At 69.9% G+C, this 21,440-nt stretch carries 20 protein-coding genes and 1 pseudogene; 15 read left to right on the top strand and 6 right to left on the bottom strand.

Features of this window, described 5'->3' with window-relative positions; all coding sequences use genetic code 11:
- Positions 1 to 30 precede the first annotated feature (30 nt).
- Entirely contained in the window at positions 31 to 1,089 is a 1,059-nt protein-coding gene (locus D452_RS0126785; RefSeq protein ID WP_017547215.1) for a serine/threonine-protein kinase, read from the bottom strand.
- Between the two features lie 184 nt (positions 1,090 to 1,273).
- Here D452_RS0126785 and D452_RS0126780 point away from each other — a divergent pair, with 184 nt between their 5' ends.
- From D452_RS0126780 to D452_RS0126740, 11 genes are all read left to right on the top strand, one after another.
- Positions 1,274 to 1,681, top strand: coding sequence for an MmcQ/YjbR family DNA-binding protein (locus tag D452_RS0126780; RefSeq protein WP_017547214.1), 408 nt, complete (start codon positions 1,274 to 1,276; stop codon positions 1,679 to 1,681).
- A gap of 15 nt (positions 1,682 to 1,696) precedes the next feature.
- Positions 1,697 to 3,922, top strand: coding sequence for an SF1B family DNA helicase RecD2 (gene recD2 / locus D452_RS0126775; protein WP_017547213.1), 2,226 nt, complete (start codon positions 1,697 to 1,699; stop codon positions 3,920 to 3,922).
- A gap of 413 nt (positions 3,923 to 4,335) precedes the next feature.
- On the top strand, positions 4,336 to 4,791 hold the full coding sequence (locus tag D452_RS0126770) for a hypothetical protein (protein WP_017547212.1): 456 nt from the start codon (positions 4,336 to 4,338) through the stop codon (positions 4,789 to 4,791).
- A 78-nt stretch (positions 4,792 to 4,869) separates the two neighbouring features.
- Entirely contained in the window at positions 4,870 to 5,391 is a 522-nt protein-coding gene (locus D452_RS31930; RefSeq protein ID WP_338042038.1) for a hypothetical protein, read from the top strand.
- The gene (locus tag D452_RS31925; RefSeq protein WP_338042037.1) at positions 5,382 to 6,431 is read left to right on the top strand and encodes a YncE family protein; all 1,050 of its coding nucleotides are present in this window, start codon (positions 5,382 to 5,384) and stop codon (positions 6,429 to 6,431) included. The genes D452_RS31930 and D452_RS31925 overlap by 10 nt, the downstream gene beginning before the upstream one ends.
- A complete protein-coding gene (locus D452_RS31920; protein ID WP_338042036.1) occupies positions 6,415 to 6,753 on the top strand; it encodes a hypothetical protein in 339 nt (112 codons plus the stop codon). Before D452_RS31925 ends, D452_RS31920 begins: the two co-directional genes overlap by 17 nt.
- Positions 6,754 to 6,905: 152 nt before the next feature.
- Entirely contained in the window at positions 6,906 to 7,334 is a 429-nt protein-coding gene (locus tag D452_RS0126760) for a (deoxy)nucleoside triphosphate pyrophosphohydrolase (RefSeq protein ID WP_026129708.1), read from the top strand.
- A gap of 168 nt (positions 7,335 to 7,502) precedes the next feature.
- A complete protein-coding gene (gene typA, locus D452_RS0126755) occupies positions 7,503 to 9,395 on the top strand; it encodes a translational GTPase TypA (RefSeq protein WP_017547209.1) in 1,893 nt (630 codons plus the stop codon).
- Positions 9,396 to 9,506: 111 nt separating this feature from the next.
- Positions 9,507 to 10,172, top strand: a complete 666-nt coding sequence (locus D452_RS0126750; RefSeq protein WP_051061378.1) for a DUF6758 family protein — start codon at positions 9,507 to 9,509, stop codon at positions 10,170 to 10,172.
- Between the two features lie 56 nt (positions 10,173 to 10,228).
- Positions 10,229 to 11,104 carry a PHP domain-containing protein gene (locus D452_RS0126745; protein ID WP_017547207.1) on the top strand — a complete coding sequence of 292 codons (876 nt, stop codon included), beginning with the start codon at positions 10,229 to 10,231 and terminating at the stop codon, positions 11,102 to 11,104.
- A 105-nt stretch (positions 11,105 to 11,209) separates the two neighbouring features.
- The gene (locus D452_RS0126740) at positions 11,210 to 12,229 is read left to right on the top strand and encodes an MBL fold metallo-hydrolase (protein WP_017547206.1); all 1,020 of its coding nucleotides are present in this window, start codon (positions 11,210 to 11,212) and stop codon (positions 12,227 to 12,229) included.
- A 103-nt stretch (positions 12,230 to 12,332) separates the two neighbouring features.
- Here the strand turns inward: D452_RS0126740 and D452_RS0126735 are convergent, their stop codons facing one another.
- Together D452_RS0126735 and D452_RS32010 are read right to left on the bottom strand one after the other, a co-directional pair.
- Positions 12,333 to 13,241, bottom strand: coding sequence for an alpha/beta fold hydrolase (locus D452_RS0126735; RefSeq protein WP_026129707.1), 909 nt, complete (start codon positions 13,239 to 13,241; stop codon positions 12,333 to 12,335).
- A gap of 77 nt (positions 13,242 to 13,318) precedes the next feature.
- Positions 13,319 to 14,835: pseudogene (locus D452_RS32010) on the bottom strand (DEAD/DEAH box helicase).
- A 622-nt stretch (positions 14,836 to 15,457) separates the two neighbouring features.
- Here D452_RS32010 and D452_RS0126720 point away from each other — a divergent pair.
- The 3 genes from D452_RS0126720 to D452_RS0126710 all read left to right on the top strand — a co-directional run bounded on the left by D452_RS0126720 (position 15,458) and on the right by D452_RS0126710 (position 17,147).
- Positions 15,458 to 16,156 carry a ferritin-like fold-containing protein gene (locus D452_RS0126720; RefSeq protein WP_026129706.1) on the top strand — a complete coding sequence of 233 codons (699 nt, stop codon included), beginning with the start codon at positions 15,458 to 15,460 and terminating at the stop codon, positions 16,154 to 16,156.
- Positions 16,157 to 16,330: 174 nt separating this feature from the next.
- A complete protein-coding gene (locus D452_RS0126715) occupies positions 16,331 to 16,642 on the top strand; it encodes a DUF6401 family natural product biosynthesis protein (RefSeq protein ID WP_017547201.1) in 312 nt (103 codons plus the stop codon).
- Positions 16,643 to 16,904: 262 nt separating this feature from the next.
- Positions 16,905 to 17,147 carry a hypothetical protein gene (locus tag D452_RS0126710; RefSeq protein ID WP_017547200.1) on the top strand — a complete coding sequence of 81 codons (243 nt, stop codon included), beginning with the start codon at positions 16,905 to 16,907 and terminating at the stop codon, positions 17,145 to 17,147.
- Positions 17,148 to 17,238: 91 nt separating this feature from the next.
- Here D452_RS0126710 and D452_RS0126705 read toward each other — a convergent pair whose 3' ends face one another.
- From D452_RS0126705 to D452_RS0126695, 3 genes are all read right to left on the bottom strand, one after another.
- Positions 17,239 to 18,042 carry a mechanosensitive ion channel family protein gene (locus D452_RS0126705; protein ID WP_017547199.1) on the bottom strand — a complete coding sequence of 268 codons (804 nt, stop codon included), beginning with the start codon at positions 18,040 to 18,042 and terminating at the stop codon, positions 17,239 to 17,241.
- A gap of 328 nt (positions 18,043 to 18,370) precedes the next feature.
- Positions 18,371 to 19,030 carry a TetR/AcrR family transcriptional regulator gene (locus D452_RS0126700; RefSeq protein WP_026129705.1) on the bottom strand — a complete coding sequence of 220 codons (660 nt, stop codon included), beginning with the start codon at positions 19,028 to 19,030 and terminating at the stop codon, positions 18,371 to 18,373.
- Between the two features lie 199 nt (positions 19,031 to 19,229).
- The gene (locus D452_RS0126695) at positions 19,230 to 19,469 is read right to left on the bottom strand and encodes a hypothetical protein (protein ID WP_017547197.1); all 240 of its coding nucleotides are present in this window, start codon (positions 19,467 to 19,469) and stop codon (positions 19,230 to 19,232) included.
- Between the two features lie 302 nt (positions 19,470 to 19,771).
- Here D452_RS0126695 and moeZ point away from each other — a divergent pair, with 302 nt between their 5' ends.
- Positions 19,772 to 20,935: an adenylyltransferase/sulfurtransferase MoeZ gene (moeZ, locus tag D452_RS0126690; protein ID WP_017547196.1), complete on the top strand. Its 1,164-nt coding sequence runs from the start codon at positions 19,772 to 19,774 to the stop codon at positions 20,933 to 20,935.
- The last annotated feature ends 505 nt before the right edge of the window (positions 20,936 to 21,440 follow it).

Raw genomic sequence — 21,440 nt, 5'->3', positions numbered from 1 at the left:
CCGTGTTCCTAACCTCTCAGGTCAGTACACCTAGGCGGGCGGACGGCCGAAGAACCCGCCCTCGCGGGGAGGCAGGGGCGACCGCACCGCGACCCGGGTCCAGTGGCGCTCCAGCAGCCCGCGTACGCCCCCCTCTAGCGCGCCCGCCCGGGCCCGGACGCCGCCCTCCGGCCCCTCCAGGTCCAGTACCGCGCGCAGCAGCTCCCCGGAGCGCGGGCGGTCCTCGGGGTTCTTGCTCAACGCCGCCACCACCAACTTCTCCAGCCCCACGGGCAGGTACCGCAGATCGGGCTCCTCCAAGGTCACCCTCCGGGCCATCTCCCGGGGCGGCGCGGTCCCGAACGGGTCGTGCCCCACGGACGCGAAGGCGACCGTCGCGCCCCACAGGAACACGTCCGACCCGTGCGTGGTGGGCTGCCTCCGGTACTGCTCCGGGCTGATCCACCCCGGGGTGCCCCGACGGTCGAGCGTCCGGGCGGTGCGCCGGTCCGCCAGGGTCTCCGGGGAGGGCAGCCCGAGCGTCCGGTAGGCCCGGCGCATCCGGCGCAGCCGCCGCCACTTGGTGGGATCGGGGTCCTCCACGGCGTGTGCGATACCGAAGTCCAGGAGCTTGGGCCCCCGGCCGGACAGCACCACGTTGCCGGGCTTGAGATCGCGGTGCACCACCCCCGCCGCGTGCACGGCGCGCAGGGCCTCGGCCACGCCCGCCGCCAGCCCGAGCAGCATGCCGCCGCGCAGCCGTCCGAACCGCTCCACGTGGTGGCGCAGGGTCGGCCCCGGGACGTACTCGGTGATCATCCACGGCGGCAGGGCCTCCACGTCCGCGCGCACGAACCGCGCCACGCACGGGCTGTCCACCTTGGCGAGCAGGCGGGCCTCGTGGGTGAAGCGCTCCCGGATCCGCTCGTCGCGCGCGAGCCTCGGGTGGGCCACCTTGACGGCCAGGTAGCCGTGGGCGCCCGGGGACTCGGCGGCGTACACGGTGCCCATGCCCCCCGAGCCGACCCGACCGCGTACCCGGTGCCCCGCGACCTCCACGGGGTCCCCCGGTTCGAGCGGGGCCAGCCTGCGTACACCGCGCGCCTTCATGGGCACTCCAACCGGCAGTGGGGGGAGGTTCGAGCCGGATCATATCCGTGAGTCCCCTTCGCGGGCCCGTCCCCGCGCGGCGCCGGAGAGTTGTCCACAGGCTGGAGGAGGGGCTCCCGAAGGTCGGTGCGCTCTGGCAGGCTCGAACTGGACACCGGTCGGACACCGGCGTGGGGGAGAGGGCATGACACCGGAACAGTTCATCGACGCAGCGCTGTGGTTTCCCGAGGCTCGGGAGAGCGAGCCCTTCGGGCCGGGGGCGCTGGTGTACAAGGTGGCCGACCAGAGAATGTTCGCCCTCCTCAGCGGGGGCTCAGCCGAGGCGGCCGTCACGGTCAACCTCAAGTGCGACCCCGAACTCGCCCTGGACCTGCGCGGGCGGTTCCCGGCCGTCACCCCCGGCTGGCACATGAACAAGCGGCACTGGAACTCCGTGCGGTTGGACGGCACCGTCCCCGACGACGAACTGGTGGAGATGCTGGTCCACTCGTACACTCTGGTGGCCGCGGGGCTGCGCAGGGCGGACCGGGACCGCGTGCTGGCGGTTCTGGGGGACGAAGCCCCGCCGCTGCCCGGCGCGGACGACCGCTGAGAGGACGGTGGGCCCATGTCCACGCACGCGCGGGCGGTGGTCCAGGGCGTCCTGGAGCGCGTCACGTTCGCCAACGAGGAGAACGGCTACACCGTCGCCAAGGTCGACACCGGCCGTGGCGGTCACGACCTGCTCACCGTGGTCGGCTCCCTGCCGGGCGCCCAGCCCGGCGAGTCACTGCGCATGTTCGGCCGCTGGGGGTCGCACCCCCAGTACGGCCGTCAGTTCCACGTGGACGACTTCACCACGGTGCTGCCCGCGACGGTGCAGGGCATCCGCCGCTACCTCGGGTCCGGGCTGATCAAGGGGATCGGGCCCCGCATGGCCGAGCGGATCGTCGACCACTTCGGCACCGAGGCCCTCGACGTCATCGAGGAGGAGCCCGCCCGCCTGATCGAGGTCCCCGGGCTGGGGCCCAAGCGCACCGGACTCATCACCGACGCCTGGGAGGAACAGAAGGCCATCAAGGAGGTCATGGTCTTCCTCCAGGGAGTCCAGGTCAGCACCTCGTTGGCCGTGCGCGTCTACAAGAGGTACGGCGACGACTCCATCCGGGTGGTCCAGGAGGAGCCCTACCGGCTGGCCTCGGAGGTGTGGGGGATCGGTTTCAGGACCGCCGACACCATCGCCCAGGCGGTCGGCGTCCCGCATGACAGCCCCCAACGGGTGATGGCGGGCATCCAGTTCACCCTCTCGGAGTCCGGTGGCGACGGGCACTGCTTCCTGCCCGAGGAACGGCTCATCTCCGCCGCCGTGAAGATCCTCCAGGTGGAGACGGGGCTGGTCATCGAGTGTCTGGCCGAGCTGGTCGCCGCCGAGGGCGTGGCCCGCGAGACCGTGCCCGGCCCCGACGACGAACCTGTCCGCGCGGTCTACCTCCTGCCCTTCCACCGGGCCGAGATCGGCCTGGCCGCCGGTCTGCGTTCCCTACTGGAGACTCCGCTGGAGCGCCTGCCCGCCTTCACCGACGTCGACTGGCCCAAGGCCTTCGACTGGCTCGACAGGCGCTCGGAGTCCACCCTCGCCGAGGCCCAGCGGGACGCGGTCCGCGAGGCGTTGACCAGCAGGGTCTGCGTCCTCACCGGCGGCCCGGGCTGCGGCAAGTCCTACACCGTGGCCTCCATCGTCACCATGGCGTCGGTGAAGGACGCGAGGATCATCCTGGCCGCACCCACCGGGCGGGCCGCCAAACGCCTCACCGAACTCACCGGCCACGAGGCCTCCACCGTCCACCGGCTCCTCGAACTGCGCCCCGGTGGTGAGGCGGCGCACGACCGCGACAACCCCCTGGACTGCGACCTCCTCGTGGTGGACGAGGCCTCCATGCTCGACCTCGTCCTGGCCAACAAACTGGTCAAGGCGGTCCCGCCCGGGGCGCACCTGGTGTTCGTCGGCGACGTGGACCAGCTGCCGTCCGTGGGCGCCGGCCAGGTCCTGCGTGACCTGCTGGAGGAGGGCTCCCCCGTCCCGCACGTGCGCCTGAACCACGTGTTCCGCCAGGCCCAGCAGTCCGGCGTGGTCACCAACGCGCACCGGATCAACCAGGGGGAACCTCCCGAGTTCCAGGGGATGTCCGACTTCTTCCTCTTCGCCTGCGACGAGGCGGAGGAGGCCGCCGAGACGGTCGTGGACGTGGTGGCCCGGCGCATCCCCCGGCGCTTCTCCCTCGACCCCCGCAGGGACGTACAGGTCCTCACCCCGATGAAGGGCGGCCCGGCCGGTGCGGTCAACCTCAACGCGGCGCTCCAGACCGCGCTGACCCCGCCCGGTGACCACGTGCCCGAGCGGCGGCTGGGCGGCCGGGTGTACCGAGTGGGCGACAAGGTCACCCAGGTGCGCAACAACTACGACAAGGGCGCGAACGGGGTGTTCAACGGGACCCTGGGAGTGGTCACCGGGATCGACCAGGTGGGCCAGGAGCTGACCGTGCGCACGGACGAGGACGAGGAGGTCGCCTACGACTTCGCCGAGCTCGACGAACTGGCGCACGCCTACGCCGTCACGGTGCACCGCTCCCAGGGCAGTGAGTACCCGGCTGTGGTCATCCCCGTCACCACCTCGGCGTGGATGATGCTGCAACGCAACCTGCTCTACACCGGGATCACCAGGGCCAGGAAGCTGGTCGTGCTGGTGGGCTCCCGCCGCGCTCTGGCACGCGCGGTCGCCAACGCCTCCTCGGGACGCCGGTACACGTCGCTCGCGCACCGCCTGCGCAGATCGCTGGCGGACGTCTCGGGCTGATCCCGCCACCCCGGCCGACCGGTGATCGCGAGGGCGGTTTCCCCGTCGCGCTCCGGCACGCGCCCGAAATTCGCATGTCCGGACATAGGTCAATCTAATTCGTGATGTTCTTATTCCAGACTTTGCAGACCAATGACGAGGCTGGTGGGTTTCTGTCCGGAAAAAGCATGCATGAACCGAGTACATGGTTCATCATGAGGGTATGGGCGGACACGGAGTCCCCGTCCAGGGAATGACGTACCCCCTCAACCCCCGACTCATCAGTGAAACCCGGTGAATGCGCCCTGTGGCGATTCTCCCCCATTTGTGGTGTGCGCGGTGAACCATGCGATCGCAAACCGGTACCGCGCAAGTGAAGCCCGCGCAGGAGCAGTGATCCCGCCGAGAGACCAGAGCAGCAAAGGGAGAGGGTCATGACCTTCAAGAACATATTCGGCAACGGAAGGAACGAGGCCGGGTCCGCCGAGGAGTCCGCCCGGAACCTGCACGGCAGGGTCCCGGGGGCCCGCCCCGAGTGGGAGGGCGTCGACCCGGAGCTCCTCGAAGGAATCCCCGAGGTCGAGCGCGATCCGAAGCTCGTACGCGAGACCTCGCCGGAGGCGCTGGAGATCCTGACCAACTTCGTCACCCCGCTGTTCGGGAACACCCGGACGGCCGCCGCCGAGCAGCAGGACGCCAGCGAGGACCCCGAGTCCACCGCCGGAATGGCCTCCTCCGCCAAGGACCAGGCCTTCACGAAGGTCCGGGTGGAGGTCGAGGAGGAGGACGAACCGAGGATCAGCGCTGAGGAGCGGGAGGGGTTGAAGAAGGACAACGAGGAGTCGACGGCGAATGTCAGGGGCTTCGATCGCAGGCCGCCCGAAGAATGACGCCCGGTCGCCATTCGGGAACCGGTCCCGGTATCACCCAGCACACGTTGAGTTTCGTCATGAGAAAAGGAGGAGGCCATGGGTGGCCCCACCAAGAACCACGTGAGCACGACCCGTCTCGGAGAACGCTTCATCCGGCACCCAATGACGGGGCGGAACCTCAAGGAACTCGACATCGCCGCCAAGGCTCCGGTCATCCTGGAACGGGACCGGGAGAAACTGAGGCGTAAGGCGGAACGGAAGACCTCGGACGGCAGGGACCGGTACGTGTATCCCACCGGGTTCTCCCTGAACAAGGGGCGGTTCGGGGACTTTCCCGACCGGGAGGACACGGCCCACCAACGCGAGTGGCGCGCCTACATGACGGTGGGCGTGCCCCTCGTCGAGGAGCGCGGCGACATCACGCAGCCGCCGCCCGACGTCGTCTCCAAGCAGACGTACGTCAACCGGACCGACCCCACCCCCACGACCTGGTCGCACACGGTCGAGTTCTCCATCTCGAACACCATCAGCTGGTCGCTCCAGGGGCAGGTCCAGCTCACCTTCGGCGCGAAGGCCACCGCCTCGCTGCAAAGCAGCTCCAGAAGAGCATGGCCCTGAACAACTCCCAGAAGACCACCCTGAAGAACAGCAAGGACAACCAGGGCGTCGACACGGAGTCCCAGTCGCAGACCACGAGCACGACCACGGCCACGGGGACCGCGACGGGCACCGGGGAGGTGTCGGCCCAGCTGATGCTCGGGATCACCGGATCGGTCAGCGGTTCCTTGACCACCGGGTTCAAGACGTCGTCCACCCTGAGCGGTGAGGTCGGCAGCCGGGTCGACGTGCTGGCCACGCAGCGGCGCCAGGTGCGCCGGTTCGACTACGAGTTCCCCATCACCTTCGGCGGCTGGGTCGCGCTGTATTACCCCGAGCCGGTCGAGGTGAAGGAGGCTCGTCCCGCCGGGCCGCAGTCCTCGAACCCCCGGTACTCCAGGGTGCTCGCGTGGAAACTCAACGAAACCGGCCAGGAGAAGGAGGCCTTCGACCTGACCGACGACGGCAAACCCTTCATGCAGAGGGGCGAGGCCGAGGTCGTCTCCACCCTGGCCGGGGAGCACGAGGTCTTCGAGCTGGAGAACCTCGTTTTCGAGGAGAAGCACCACCCCCTCCACAAGGTCGACCTGGCGCGACCGGAGGTCCCGAAGGCGACCCCCGACGAGGTCGCCACGGGGCTGGGCAGGGCCGAGGGCCTCGCACTGGACCCGGACGGCCGGAAGGCGTACGTGGTCGAGCGCGGTCGCGGCGGTCGGCTCCACAAGGTGGACCTCGACAGCGGCGAGACCGAGTGGGTCGCGGAGGGCCTGGGAGACACCAACGACGTGGCGCTGGACCCGCCCGGGGGACAGGGCCTACCTCACCGACCACAACAACCGGCGCCTGATCACGGTGAGGCTCTCCGACCCCTCCGCCGCACCCGTGACGGTCGTCGACGGTCTGTCCGTCTACGGCGTCGCGGTGGACCCGTCGAACGACCGGGTCTACGTCAGCGACCTCGGGGCCGGAAGGCTGGTCGAGTACGACCTGAACGGCGGTTCGGCGGAGCAGCGGCGCAGCTGGCCGGTGCCGAGGGCCGCCGGGGTGGCGCTGAACGGTGACAGGGCCTACGTCGGCCAGTACGACCGGGGCGAGCTGTACGAGGTCGACCTGACGGCGGAGGAGGCTTCTCCGCAGCGGGTGGCCACCGCCCTGGGACAGAGCATCCGTGTGGCGCTGGACGGCTCGGCCAACGCCTACGTCGCCGACCCGGCGGGCGGCAGACTGCACGAGGTCGTCCGCACCGACGGCGAGGAGAAGGGCCTCCAACGCGCGGTGGCGGACGGTCTCGGCCCGGTCTGCGGGATCGGGCTGGACCACGGCCGCGACGCGGTCTACGTCAGCGACCGGCAGGGCAGGCTGCTGCGGATCCCCGGGTGCTGAACGCCTCCGCCGCGGAGGCGTAGCGGGGAGGTGTCCGGGGTCGGCCGTCGCGGGCACCTCGCGGCGGCCGACCCCGGAGGTCGGGGAACGGGGCCGGTGGCGGGTTCCCCGACCACACCCGGGGTCGCCGGGAGGGCCTAGGGTGGTTGTTCGTGCGAGAGACACTGATCGTGGTGGGCACGGCCATCATCCGGGACGGACACGTCCTGGCCGCGCAGCGCGCCGAACCCGAGCGCCTGCGCGGGCTGTGGGAGTTCCCCGGCGGTAAGACCGAACCGGGGGAGACCCCCGCCCAGGCGTTGGTCCGCGAGTGCCAGGAGGAGTTGGGCGTCACCGTTCGGGCAGGGGAACAGATCGGCGCCGACGTGCCCTTCCCCGCCCCCTCCGACGGGCACACCCGCCCCGCCGTCCTGCGCCTGCTGGGGGCCGAACTCCTCACCGGAGAGCCCCGGGCGCTGGAGCACCGTGAGGTGCGCTGGGTGCCCGCCGAGGGGCTCCGCGACCTCGACTGGATGCCCGCCGACATCCCCTTCCTGGCGGAGCTCACCCCGCTCCTCCAGACGCACGAAAGCCCTTCATGACAGGGATGACGCACGCTCGGACACCCCTCGGCGAAACCCCCTTCGGGGTGACGAAACTAACCGGGGTGACCTGTACGTTTCCCAACCAGCCCGCTATGACCGCATAAACTGGCTACGGGCCGTGGCACTCTGCGGTCTCTACCCAGTACAGGAGATCGAGACTTAAGCATGTCCAGCGCTACGCCCGTCGAGGGCTCCGCCCGCCGCAGTGACCTGCGCAACGTCGCCATCGTGGCTCACGTCGACCACGGCAAGACGACCCTCGTTGACGCCATGCTCTGGCAGTCCGGAGTCTTCCGGGAGAACCAGGATGTCGACGACCGTGTGATGGACTCCAACGACCTGGAGCGCGAGAAGGGCATCACCATTCTCGCGAAGAACACGGCGGTGCACTACACCACGCCCGAGGGCGAGGACGTGGTCATCAACATCATCGACACCCCCGGCCACGCCGACTTCGGCGGCGAGGTCGAGCGCGGCCTGTCGATGGTGGACGGTGTCGTCCTGCTCGTCGACGCCAGTGAGGGCCCGCTCCCGCAGACCCGCTTCGTGCTCCGCAAGGCCCTCCAGGCCAAGCTCCCCGTCATCCTCGTGATCAACAAGGTCGACCGGCCCGACAGCCGGATCGCCGAGGTCGTGGACGACACCTACGAGCTGTTCATGGACCTGGACGCCGACGAGTCGCAGATCGAGTTCCCGATCGTCTACACGTGCGCCCGTGACGGCAAGGCCTCCCTGGAACGCCCCGCCAACGGCACCGTGCCCGACAACGACAACCTCGTCCCGCTGTTCTCCACCATCCTGGACACCATCCCGGCCCCCGAGTACGTCCCGGACGCGCCCCTCCAGGCCCACGTCACCAACCTGGACGCCTCCCCCTTCCTCGGCCGTCTGGCCCTGGTCCGGGTCCAGCAGGGTGAGCTCCGCAAGGGCCAGCAGGTCGCGTGGATCCGCACGGACGGCACCACCCAGCAGGTCAAGATCACCGAGCTGCTCATGACCGAGGGTCTGGAGCGCAAGCCCGCCGAGAAGGCGGGCCCCGGTGACATCGCGGCCATCGCCGGTATCGAGGAGATCATGATCGGCGAGACCCTCGCCGACCCCGAGAACCCCGTGGCGCTGCCGCTCATCAAGGTCGACGAGCCCGCCATCTCCATGACCATCGGTACCAACAACTCGCCGCTGGTCGGCAAGGTCAAGGGTGCCAAGGTCACCGCCCGTCTGGTCAAGGACCGCCTGGAGAAGGAGCTCATCGGCAACGTCTCCCTGCGCGTGCTCCCGACCGAGCGTCCCGACACCTGGGAGGTGCAGGGCCGCGGCGAGCTGGCGCTGGCCATCCTGGTCGAGCAGATGCGCCGTGAGGGCTACGAGCTGACCGTCGGCAAGCCGCAGGTGGTCACCAAGAATATCGACGGCAAGGTGCACGAGCCGGTCGAGCGCCTCACCGTGGACGCGCCCGAGGAGTACATGGGCGCCATCACCCAGCTCCTGAGCGTCCGCAAGGGCCGCATGGAGAACATGGTCAACCACGGCACGGGCTGGGTCCGCATGGACTGGCTGGTCCCGTCCCGCGGCCTCATCGGCTTCCGCACCGAGTTCCTCACCGAGACGCGCGGCACCGGTATCGCCAACCACGTCTTCGAGAAGTTCGAGCCCTGGTTCGGCGACATCCGCTCCCGTCCGAACGGCTCCCTGGTCGCCGACCGCGCCGGTGTGGCCGTCGCGTTCGCGATGTTCAACCTCCAGGAGCGCGGCACGCTGTTCGTCGAGCCCACCACCGAGGTGTACGAGGGCATGATCGTCGGCGAGAACTCGCGCTCCGACGACATGGACGTCAACATCACCAAGGAGAAGAAGCTCACCAACATGCGTTCGGCCACCGGCGACGAGCTCGTCCGCCTGGTGCCGCCGCGCAAGCTCTCCCTGGAGCAGGCCCTGGAGTTCTGCCGCGAGGACGAGTGCGTCGAGGTGACGCCGGAGAACGTCCGCATCCGCAAGGTCATCCTCGACCAGAAGGAGCGCGGCCGGATCACGGCGAACCGGAAGCGTCAGCAGCAGTAGGCGGTGAACGGCGGACCTTCGGGCCCGCCGTCGCCCGGAGCGGGCGGGGTGCGATCGCGCCCCGCCCGCTCGGCGTTTTCACAGGACACCACTCGGGTAAACACGTAGAACATGAAAGCCCAGCCCTCGTGTCCACGTTGCGGACGCGCCGTGCAACCCCCGGGGTTGTGGACCAGCGCGTGGAGGTGTGACGCCCATGGGGCGGTGGCACCTCTCCAGGGAGTACGGGCACCGGGCCCCGCCGCACTCGACTCCCTCCTCTCGCAGGCCGGGGTCCCCGTGTGGATTCCGTGGCCGCTGCCGACCGGATGGGTGGTCACCGGGTTCGCGGAGGTCGGTGACGAGCGCAGCGGTGCCCTGGCGGTGGCCGTGGCGCTCTCCGGCCCCAACCCGCTCGGGGGCGTCGGTGAGGCCGTCATCGTCGCGGAGGACCCGGGAATCGGCCTGGGCGCCCGCATCGCGGGGCTGGAGGGCCCGGACCCCGGCCACGGGTTCGACTCCGGTCCGCCCGACGCCAAGGTGCGCTTCGACGGGCACGAGATGGCGCTGTGGAACCTCGATCTGGGGCGCGACCGCGCCGCCTACGCGGGTGAGGCTCTCTCCCACTGGCTGTGGCTGGTCTTCGCGTCCGCCGACACCGGCCTGCTGATGTGCGAGGTCAGCTCCCTTCGGGACCTGCGCGACCTTCGAGACGGAGGCGTCGCCCAGGAACCGCCGTTCGGGGCGCCCAGCCCCTTCCTCGGCCGCGTCCTGGTGGTGGAGGGCGAGCAGGACTGATCCCGTCCTGCGTCCCGCACCGAGCGGGAACGCCCCCGCTTACGTACAATCGCCCGGTGACACGTATCGACCTGCACTCCCATAGCTCGGTCTCCGACGGGACCGACGCCCCAGCCGAGGTCATCGCGTACGCGGTCGCCGCCGGACTCGACGTACTGGCCCTGACCGACCACGACACGGTCGGCGGGATCGAGGAGGCGGCGGCGCATCTGCCCTCCGGGTTCACCCTGGTCCCCGGCATGGAGCTGTCCTGCGCCTACGAGGGCTCCAGCGTCCACCTGGTCTCCTACCTGTTCGACCCGGGCTCCTCGGGGCTGGCCGCCGAGCTGCGCCGTGTGCGCTCGGACCGGGCCTCGCGCGCTGAGGAGATGGTGCGCAAGCTCCAGGAGCACGGTGTGGACGTGACCTGGGAGCGGGTGCTGGAGATCGCCGGAGCGGGCGAGGCGCAGTACGCGGACGCCAACACGATCGGCCGCCCGCACCTGGCCAGGGCGGTCGTGGAGGCGGGCGCTGCCCGGGACGTGCAGGACGCCTTCGACAAGTGGATCGGATCGGGTGGCCCGGCCTATGCCTCCCGGTACGCGATCGACCCGGTTCGCGCGGTCGAACTGGTCCGGGAGGCCGGCGGGGTCTGCTCGCTGGCGCACCCGGGGCGGGCCGAGGGCGCCACCAACGGCGCAGTCCCCGTGGAGCTGGCCGAACGCATGGCGGCGGCCGGTCTGGGCGGGATCGAGGCCGACCACCCCTCGCACAACCGGCCGCAGCGCAAGTTCTGGCGGGGTGTGGCCGCCGATCTGGGCGTGGTGGTCACCGGCTCCAGCGACGACCACGGCGCGCTCACAGGGCACCGGCTGGGTTCTCGCACCACGGCCCCGGAGGCCTTCGAGGAGCTCACCGCTCCCGCGACGGGGGTACCGCTGATCGTGGGGTGACCCGCCGCCGGAGCCGGGGGTTCGGTACGGTACGGATCACTGCGCGGGGACGCGAGAATGGTCGCAGCGATTTAGCACTTACCCCTGGATGAGAGGTCTGGAGCCGTGTTCTGGAAGCGGAAGCCGAAGAAGCAGGACGGCCAAGAGGCCACCGATTCCGCTGCGGAGGTCGCGGAGGACGTCACCGAGGAGACCGAGGACGACGCGGTCGACACCACGGAGACCAAGGACAAGGCCGAGGACAAGGCCGAGGACGCCGGGTCCGAGAACGAGGCTGAGGTCAAGGACGCCGAGGCCGAGGCCGACGAGTCCGGCGCCGACGAGTCCGGCGCCGACGAGTCCGGCGCCGACGAGTCCGACGCCAAGGACGAGGCCAAGGCTGACGCTGACGCTGACGCCGACGCCGATGCCGATGCCGAGGACGCTGAGGACGACACCAAGGCCGCCGCCGTGTCCGTCGACGAGGACGACGAGGTGGAGGAGGTCGGTGTCACCGGCCCCGACTCGGACGGCGTCATCCGCGTCCGCACCGCCGGGACCTTCGAGTTCGACGGCGAGAAGTACGAGATCATCAGCAACACCTGGATCATCGAGGCCGACAAGGACGGCGTCGTGATCATCGACCCCGCCCACGACGCCGAGGCGATCATGAAGGCCGTCGGCGACCGCGAGGTCTACCTGGTGGCCTGCACCAACGGCTACAGCCCCCACATCGAGTCGGCCCTGGCCATCGCGGAGGAGACCGAGGCCGACATCGCGCTGCACCCCCGCGAGATGCGTGCCTGGCGCCGCATCCACGGAGCGGAGCACCGCCCGGAGATCGACGTCGAGGGCGAGGGCGCCCTGGACATCGGCGACCTGCACATCGACGTCCTGGCCCTGCCCGGCACCACCAACGGCACCGTCGGCTTCTACGTGAGCGAGCTCGGCGCCGTGTTCAGCGGTGACACCCTCCGCAAGGGCGAGCCCGGCATGGTCGGCAACACCTACATCGACTACACCACCCAGCTCGCCTCCATCGGCGAGAACCTGCTCTCCCTGCCGCCGGACACCCGCATCCTCCCGGACCGCGGACCGTCCACCACGGTCGAGGCCGAGGGCCGCAACTTCGACTCCTGGGTCTGACCCCCGGACTCCCGAACCCGAACGGCCGGGCCGCCGCACCCTGTGAGGAGCGGAGGCCCGGCCGTACGTCTTCGTTCACCACCGGTCTCGGACCGGTTGCCGGTCAGCGGCGGCCCACGGACTCCGTCTCGTTCCAGAAGCTCGTGAGCGCGCTCGACGTGGTCTCAGGTGCCTCCACGTTGGGGGAGTGGCCCGCTCCGGGGACCACCAGCCGCCGCGCGCCCAGGCGCTCGGCCATCCCGTCCTGCTCGGCCAGCGGCCAGGCGTCGTCGTTCTCGCCGTAGATGACCAGGGCGGGGAGGTCCACCTCCGCCAGCTCGTCGATCCGGTCCCGGGCGCCCAGCAGATCCTCGGCCATCCGGATGAGGGCCAGCGCACTCGTGTTCAGGAACCGGTCGCGCAGGAAGTCGACGACCTCCGGCTTGGGGGTGCGGGCGCGGGCCTCGGCGGCGAAGCGTTCGTCCCACAGCGTCCGGAGCCGTTCCGGGGTGGGGTCCATCGACAGTGCGGCGATGAGGTTGCGTGCCCGGTCCGCGCCGGCGCCGCTCAGGGCGCCGGGGCCGGAACACATCAGTGTGAGGGAGGAGAGGGGAGTGAGTTCGGTCAGCGCCGCCTCCTGGGCGACCAGCCCGCCGAAGGAGTGCCCCACCAGGTGCACAGGGCCGCCGTCGCCGACCACGTCGAGCACCTCTCCGACGACGGCGCCCAGGGAGGACAGGCGGTAGTCGGGCAGCTCGACCCCGGGCGGCGGGGTGAGGGTCTCGGGGCCCGGCGAACGGTACGTGCCGGGCAGGTCGATCGCGACCACCTCCCGCCCGGCCTGCGCCAGGCTCTGGAGGAGGGCGATGAAGTCCTCCTTGCTGCCGGTGAAGCCGTGCACCAGGACAGCGGGGGTCAGGACGGTGCCGCCGGAGGTGGGCTGGGCCCGGAGTGCGGCCACCGGACCGTACGAAAGACGCAGGTCCGTGCGCCGCACACCCGGCGGCGGATCGAGGAACTCAGGTGTACTCACGTCGGGCCACCCTAGACGATGGGACTACCGGTCCGGGGGTACCCGACGCGGATTCGACCGTTCTCGGATCAGGTGTGTCAGGTGTTCTCGGGGTCGCGGCGCACGGCGCCACGGGTGCGACGACGGCGGCGGACCCGGCGGGCACCGTCACCCTCGGCGGACTGCTCGGGACCGTTGGTCGGGGCGTCGGCCTTCACCGAGGCCTTCTCCGCCGCACCCTCGGACCGGCCGGCGTTCTCACCGCCGCGAGTGCGTCGGCGCGAACGGTTCCGGTCGCGGTCACGGTCACGGGAGCTCTTGCGTCCCCCCTGCTCAGAGTGTTCCTTGCGGTCGCCGCCACGGCCATTGCGGCCACCCCGGCCACCCCGGTCGCCGCCGCGCGGCTGCCCGGTGTCGCCGATGTCCTCGACCTCCTCGGCCTCCAAGCCGGCGTGCTCGCCGCGCTTGTCCATGGCGAGCTTGCCCTTGGTCCCCTTGGGGATGCGCAGCGCCTCGAAGAAGTGCGGGGAGGTGGAGTAGGTCTCCTCGGGCTCGTGGAAGTCCAGGTCGAGCGCGCCGTTGATCAGCTTCCAGCGCGGCATCTCCTGCCAGTCCACGAACGTGACGGCGGTGCCGGTGCGCCCCGCGCGACCGGTGCGGCCGATGCGGTGCGTGTAGGTCTTCTCGTCCTCGGGCGTCTCGTAGTTGACCACGTGGGTCACGTCGTCGACGTCCAGGCCCCGGGCGGCCACGTCGGTGGCGACCAGGATGTTGATCTTGCCGTTGCGGAAGGCCCGCAGGGCTCGCTCGCGCTGGCTCTGGCCGAGGTCGCCGTGCACGGCCGCGGCGGCGAAGCCACGGTCCTTGAGCTCCCCGGCGACCCTGTCGCAGGCCCGCTTGGTCTGGCAGAACACCATGCTCTGGCCGTGTTCCTCGGACTGGAGGAGCCGGGCCAGCATCTCGGGCTTGTCCATCTGGTGGGTGCGGAACGCGTGCTGGGCGATCCGCTTGGTGATGGCCGAGCCGTCGATCTCGTTGTCGTCACCGGCCCGCACGTGGGTGGGCTGGCGCAGGTAGTTCCGCGAGAGCGTGACGATCTCGCTCGGCATGGTGGCCGAGAAGAGCATCACCTGGCGCTCGGTCGGGATCTTCTTGAGGATGCGCTCGATGTCCGGGAGGAAACCGAGGTCGAGCATCTTGTCGGCCTCGTCCAGGACCACCGCCGCGACCTCGTCCAGCCGCAGGTGCTTCTGGTTCTCCAGGTCGAGGAGCCGGCCGGGGGTGCCGACGACGACGTCGACGCCCTNCGGCCGCCGTAGACGGTCAGGATGCGGCCACCGCTGCGCTTGCTCGCGGTGGTGAGGTCGGCGGCCACCTGGATGGCCAGCTCACGGGTGGGGACGACGACCAGGGCGCGCGGCCGCTTGGGCGTGCCCGGCTTCTCCTGTGCGCGCTGGAGGAGGGGAAGACCGAAGGCGAGGGTCTTGCCGGTTCCGGTACGCGCCTGGCCGATGATGTCGCTGCCGTTCAGCGCGATCGGCAGGGCCAGTTCCTGGATGGGGAACGGGGAGATGATCCCCTCCGCCTCCAGGGCGTCGGCGAGTTCCGGGCTCACGCCCAGGTCTCGGAAGGTGGTCGCGGATGTCGTGGTTTCTGCTGTGCTGCTCAGGGCTCAGGCCTCCATCTAGGCGGGCCGCAGCGTTGTTCGTGGCCGCGGCGGGGTGCGGTCGCGGGCGGCTTGTGACCGCCGCGGAGGGCGCGGCTCACCGGTTCCCGCTTCGGCGAGGGAGTCTCGGTGGCGCTGCCGTCTGGACCCGCGCGGCCCGGGGGGTTCCCTGGTCACGATGTGTCGGTTCCATCCGCTGGATTGTCGTGTGCGGTGCGTAGCTGGGCGCGTGGGCCGTTGCTCCCTCACGCCGCACTGCTCGTGAGGACACGTTGTGGTGTCCGGTCGCACGTCGCTGGGCGCCCGCGTCCGCGGCGCCGGAAGGTGCTCGCGGGAGGGCCCGCGTCGCTGGGGTGCGGGACGCGGCGCCGCGATCGTGCGCGCCGGTCATCACGCTGAGTCTAGCTGCTGGTTCGCCCGGTGCACATAGTTGCTCACTGTGCTGTGGACCCCGCTCTTCACCGGGCTCCGACGGCCGGGACCGTACCCGCTCTCAGCGGGTGCAACCGTTCTCCGGAGGCGTTTAGTCCCCGATTGGGTGCGGGGGAGGCCGGACGATACCCTGACGGGCATGACCCAAGGCCCCTCTGCTGCCCCCGGCGTGATCGATCTGCTCGGACTGCTCGCCTACGCCGAGCTCGGTTCCTTCTTCCGTCTGGCCGACGACGCCGGTCTGGCGCCGTCGCTGCGGACCAAGGGCCAGCTGGCGGGTCTGGCCGCCACCGAACAGAACCACTACCAGGCGCTCCACCAGCGCCTGGCGGAGCTCGGGGTGGACCCCGAGGAGGCCATGGCCCCGTTCGTGCGGCCCCTGGACGCCTGGCACGAGCGCACCGAACCGCAGAGCTGGCTGGAGAGCCTGGTCAAGACCTACGTCGGCGACGGCATCGCGGGTGACTTCTACCGCAGGGTCGCCGAGTTGGCCGACGCCGACACCCGCGCCCTCGTCGAGGACGTGCTCGCCGAGACCGAGCGGGCCGCGTTCGTCGCCGGGCAGGTGCGCGCCGCGCTCGCCGAGGACCCCAAGCTGGCCGGGCGCCTGTCCCTGTGGGCCCGCCGTCTGGTGGGGGAGGCGCTGAGCCAGGCGCAGGCCGTGGCGGTGGACCGGCCGCAGCTGGCCACCCTTTTGGCGCGTGACCCCAAGGTGGTCGAGCGGGGTGAGAGGACGGGCGACTCGGGCCTGGGCGACCTCGCCGCGGTCAGCCGGATGTTCGCCTCCCTCACGGAGGGGCACGCGGCGCGACTCTCCGCGATGGGTCTGGCCGAATAGGCGCGCGGAACGTCCGACCAGTACTGGTTTCCACCTTCTTGGGTGTTTGACCGGAACTTGGTCCCACTTGGTCAAGTGCGGGTAATTTCCAACACATTCGTTACGATCCATTGGTTCGGCGCACATAGAGTCGATGGAGTTTCCCGTCTCCTGACCACGCGAGTAGGTACTTCCATGCCCCGTGGGACCTCCGTGCGCCACCCGCTGGCCGGACTCACCCGTGACTTCCACAAGATCGGCCCCCTCGACGCGCCGGTACCGCCCTGGATGAGCGCTGAGCTGGACCAGCACGCCGCACAGGTGTGCGAAGGCATCGTCTCCGGCGGCGCCGAACTGACCGCCAACACGCTCGGGACGTACCTGCACGGTTTCCTTGACGGCTGCCTCGAACGCGGCTGGGACTCCGAGGACTCCAGCTATGACTGGGAGACGCTCCGCATTCTCGCGATCTGCCGACTGGCGAAGGACCGCGGTTTCGTCCGCTAGGTTGGTGACGTCCGCAGGCGGGTGTGATCTGCGCCGCGATTCCTCTCGCGGTCATCGCCTTCTGGTTCTCCGGCGCGATCCGCCACTTGGGCGTACGCTGAAAAGGCACCGGTGAACCTTGGCGGCCCGATCCGGATCGGCGCACCGCCGGAACCGGCGGCCTGCGGAATGCAACGGTGTATTCACAGTGTTCCAGGGGCGAGGCGGTACCCGGGCACCGTAACTGCGGAGCGGCCCGAAGAGCCGCGAGAAAGGAAAGCGAATGAGGAGCGGTCGGCATGGGGCGGCGCGCCCACCGGTCGGCGTCCTGATCCAGCAGGATCGCGTCGACTTCGCGCTTTTCGCACTGATCTTCGTTGTCGCGCTCGCGTCGATGGTGTTCACCGGACCCGGAAGCGTCGTCTTCTGGCTGGCGTTCCTGCCGTTGATCGCCACGGGCGTCCTGGCGTGGCGACGCATCGAGAACCTCTCCCGTCAGGAACTGCGGGACTCCGAGTTCCTGTGACGGGGCGCCGCACGGACGGCGCACACGACGAGGGCGAGGCCATTGGCCCCGCCCTCACCTGCGTTTCCGGGTGACCCGGCCGCCCTCGTGTCTACGAGGTGGACTCACCGCCCCTCGGGCGCTGTCCCGGCAGGCTGGAAGCCTCTTCCGGCGTCCCCTGGCCCTCGGAGGCCCTGAAACCGGGGCGGCCCATGGCCGCCTCGCGCCCGGCGTCGTAGCTGCTCCCACCGCCGCTCACGCGCGCGGTCTCACGCTCGGCCGCCTCCAGCCAGTTCGTCCAGCGGGACTGCATCGGGCGGATGAGTCCGCCGCCGACGCCGACCACCAGGATGCCACCGACCGTGGCGAGCACCGCGACCAGCACCGGAAGCGTGACGGTGGTGGCGACGCCCATCTGGTTCAGCGCCGCGATGACACCGAGCGCCAGGACGGCGACGGCCGCGACGTTGGCCAGGAACCGGCCGTAGGACAGAGCGCCCAGGGCACCGGTGATCAGGTCCCGGACGGCCTTGGCGATCATGCCCGCCACAACGACGATGATCAGCGCCACGATGCCGTGCGGAATCCAGGCGATGACATCATTGAGCAGTGTGCTGATCGGGTTCGGCCCGAAGACGTTGAACGCGAGCGTCAGCACGAACAACAGTCCGACGTAGTAGACGATCTTTCCGCCCAGCTCACTGGCGGTCCAGCGGCTGCGCTCGAAGTACTCGCCCACGCCCCCGCGGTGCAGCGCGCGGTCCAGCCCGACACTGTGCAGGCCCTTGGCGACGCCCTTCCCCACGAACCAGGCGATGATCCAGCCCAGTACCAGGATCACCAGGAAGCCCAGCAGTAGCGGTACGAAGCCCGCCACGGTCTGCCAGGCGTCCATCAGGCCCTGACCGATGTCCATACGTCCTCACCCCCGAATCGCTGGTTCCGTCCGGGCACCGGTGGCCGGTGCCGAACGGATACGGCGAAGAGAAGCGCGTTACTTCTCAGTTTCGCGATACCCGGCGCACGATAATCGAACCGTTCTGAATGCCGGTGTCGCGTTGATTGCCCGCTCTTGGTCGAGGAATGGCCATTCTGTGGTTCTTCTTCGCCCGGGGATTCGGGATAATCCCCGGTTGGTAATTGCGCGGGAAAAGCATGGAGAGCGCAGGGGAACGCGAAGGCCCCCGGAACACCGTGGTGTTCCGGGGGCCGTTCCGCGTGGTTCGCGGGAGTGTCAGTGCGGGTCAGGCCCCGGGGGCGGTCTCCGGTCCGTCCTCGTCGGCGGACCGGGTCAGGTCCCAGCCGCTGATCCCGCGCCAGGCCAACCGGGCCACCAGCTGTTCGGCGGCGTCCTTGGGGATCGCGCCGTGGTTGTTCAGCCAGTATCGGGCGCTGGTCTCGGCCATGCCGACCAGCGCGATGCTCAGCAGGTGCGCCTCGTCGTCGGAGATGCTCGTGTCCTGGCGGATGACCTTGCCGATCAGTTCCGCGCAGCGCTGGAACGTCTGCTCGCTCTTCTCCCGGACGGCCGGGAGGTTGCGCAGGTCGGATTCGAAGACCAGCCGGAACGCCTCACCGTCACCCGCCACGAAGTCGAAGTAGGCCTGGAAACTGGCGGTGACGCGCTGACGGTTGTCGTCGGTGCTCTCCAGCGCCTCCCGCTGTTTCTCGACCAGGGCCTCGGAGTGTTCCTCCAGAAGGGCCAGGTAGAGCTCCAGCTTTCCGGGGAAGTGCTGGTACAGGACCGGCTTGCTGACTCCCGCGCGGTCCGCGATCTCGTCCATCGCCGCGGCGTGGTAGCCACGGGCGACGAAGACCTCCTGAGCCGCTGCCAGGAGTTGGCGGCGGCGCCGGACCCGGGGCAGGCGCGTGCCCCGGGCGCGGGCGTCTGATGGAGCTGTCACACCCACACCCTCCGAACTCGGCATGGCAGATGCACACCATTCACCGGACATCTGCGTGGCTTACGCTGTCGGACGCGGTCTCGGCTCTGTGACGCGCCCCGCAGCTTTTCCCTCATCCTACTCCGGCGTAGCTTCGGAGTGGGCAGTGCGCACGGACGACCGCCCGTGGTCAGGCGGGGTGGGGCGGGACCGTGTGCGGTCAGCGGCGTTCTTCCTCGTCCTGCCCGGCCTCCCGGACCTGTTCGATCACGTCCGCCTCGTCGGCCTGGTCGAAGCTCTCGCGAGCGGCCCGCTCGGTCCACTCCTCGCGGCCCTCGTCACCGTCGGCGTCGGCCCGTACGTGTTGCTCGGCCGCGTCCGCCTCGGGCACCGCCGAGGTCGGGTCCTCGTCCTCGGGGGCGCTGGGCCGCCGGTTCCCACTGTCGTCGGAAGTTGCCACAGGGTCCTCCTAGGATCGTCGCGGAGCGTACGAGCGACACTACCCGCGACGACTCTCGGGGCAAGGGGAGCCGCGCGGCCGGTGTTCCCGCACCGTGTGGAATGAACTCCCGGGCCGCAGTGGTTGAGGGAGGTCAGGAAACGCCCGGGGGCGACGAGGACCACGCCTCCCCGGGGTGGGAATGGAATACCCCACCCGTTAGGTTGGGTATGAGTGCAAGCAGCTTCGCGCACCCCCACGTTCCCGTGGGCCCCTCGGCACGGGTGGACGCGAAGCGACCCGAACAGTCATGAGGAGTCACCGTGTCGCTGCCGCCGCTGGTCGAACCAGCCGCCGAGCTGACCGTGGACGAGGTGCGCCGTTACTCGCGCCACCTGATCATCCCCGACGTGGGGATGGCCGGCCAGAAGCGCCTGAAGAACGCCAAGGTGCTGGTCGTCGGTGCGGGCGGTCTCGGCTCCCCGGCCCTGCTCTACCTGGCCGCCGCCGGTGTGGGCACGCTCGGCATCATCGACTTCGACGTCGTCGACGAGTCCAACCTCCAGCGTCAGGTCATCCACGGGCAGAGCGACGTCGGCCGCCCCAAGGCCGAGTCCGCCCGGGACAGCATCAAGGAGGTGAACCCCAACGTCGAGGTCATCCTGCACCAGGACCGCCTGGAGTCGGACAACGCGTTGGACATCCTCGCGGGCTACGACCTGATCCTGGACGGCACGGACAACTTCGCCACCCGGTACCTGGTCAACGACGCCGCCGTCATCCTGAACAAGCCCTACGTCTGGGGTTCGATCTACCGGTTCGACGGTCAGGTCAGCGTCTTCTGGAACGAGTACGGGCCCCAGTACCGCGACCTCTACCCTGAGCCCCCGCCGCCCGGCATGGTCCCGTCCTGCGCCGAGGGCGGCGTGCTGGGCGTGCTGTGCGCGTCCATCGGCTCGGTGATGGTCAACGAGGCGATCAAGCTGATCACCGGCATCGGTGACCCGCTGGTCGGCCGCCTGCTCATCTTCGACGCCCTGGAGATGACCTGGCGCGAGGTCAAGGTCCGCAAGGACCCGGACACCGAGCCGGTCACCGAGCTCATCGACTACGAGGCCTTCTGCGGGGCCGTGTCCGAGGAGGCCACCGAGGCCGCCGCGGACTCGACCATCACCGCTCCGGAGCTCAAGGAGCTGCTGGACAACAAGCCCGACGAGATCTTCCTCGTGGACGTGCGCGAGCAGAACGAGTACGAGATCGTCAGCATCCCGGGCGCCACGCTCATCCCCAAGGGTGAGTTCCTCAACGGCAAGGCGTTCGAGCAGCTGCCGCAGGACAAGCGCGTGGTCCTGCACTGCAAGTCCGGTGTGCGTTCGGCCGAGGCCCTGGCCGCCGTGAAGGCCGCCGGGTTCTCCGACGCCGTGCACGTGGGCGGCGGCGTGCTGGCCTGGATCAACCAGGTCGACCCGAGCCTGCCCGAGTACTAGCCGCGGGGCGGGGCCTTTATCCGCTCCCTCCGATCCGGCCCGCGAGGTTCGCACTCGCGGGCCGGACGCGTCTGTTCAGTGTGCGCCTCGGCACTGACGCGGCGAGTCCCACTTCACGTGGCCGGTTTCGGTCAGCCCGACGTTCGGGCTCCCCTCGGGTTCCTTCATGCCGTTGACCTGCTGTGATCCTTGGTAAGGGTCTGCGAGGCCCGGGACGCGGTTCCGTGGAGTGTCACCGGGTTCCGGGAGTATCGGAACCGTGGGTGTTCGCGGTGCGACTCACTCAACGGAGCCAGCGGGAGGCGTGTGAAAGCCGGATGTGGAGAGGCAGGACCGTGAAGTTCGAGTTCACCCCGGATCAGGACTCATCCCCTGAACCGGACCACGAGCAGGAGGGCGTCCTTGACGTCCCGCGTCCGATGGTGCGTATCGCGGCGGCCGCTGAGCAGATGCACACCCGTGCCCGCTTTGATTTCCACCGGCTCAACACGGCCCTGAACCGGAT

Source organism: Nocardiopsis prasina DSM 43845, from assembly GCF_000341265.1.
GTDB lineage: Bacteria > Actinomycetota > Actinomycetes > Streptosporangiales > Streptosporangiaceae > Nocardiopsis > Nocardiopsis prasina.
Note: the sequence above shows the minus strand (reverse complement) of the source record. Positions and strands in the feature narration are given on the sequence as shown.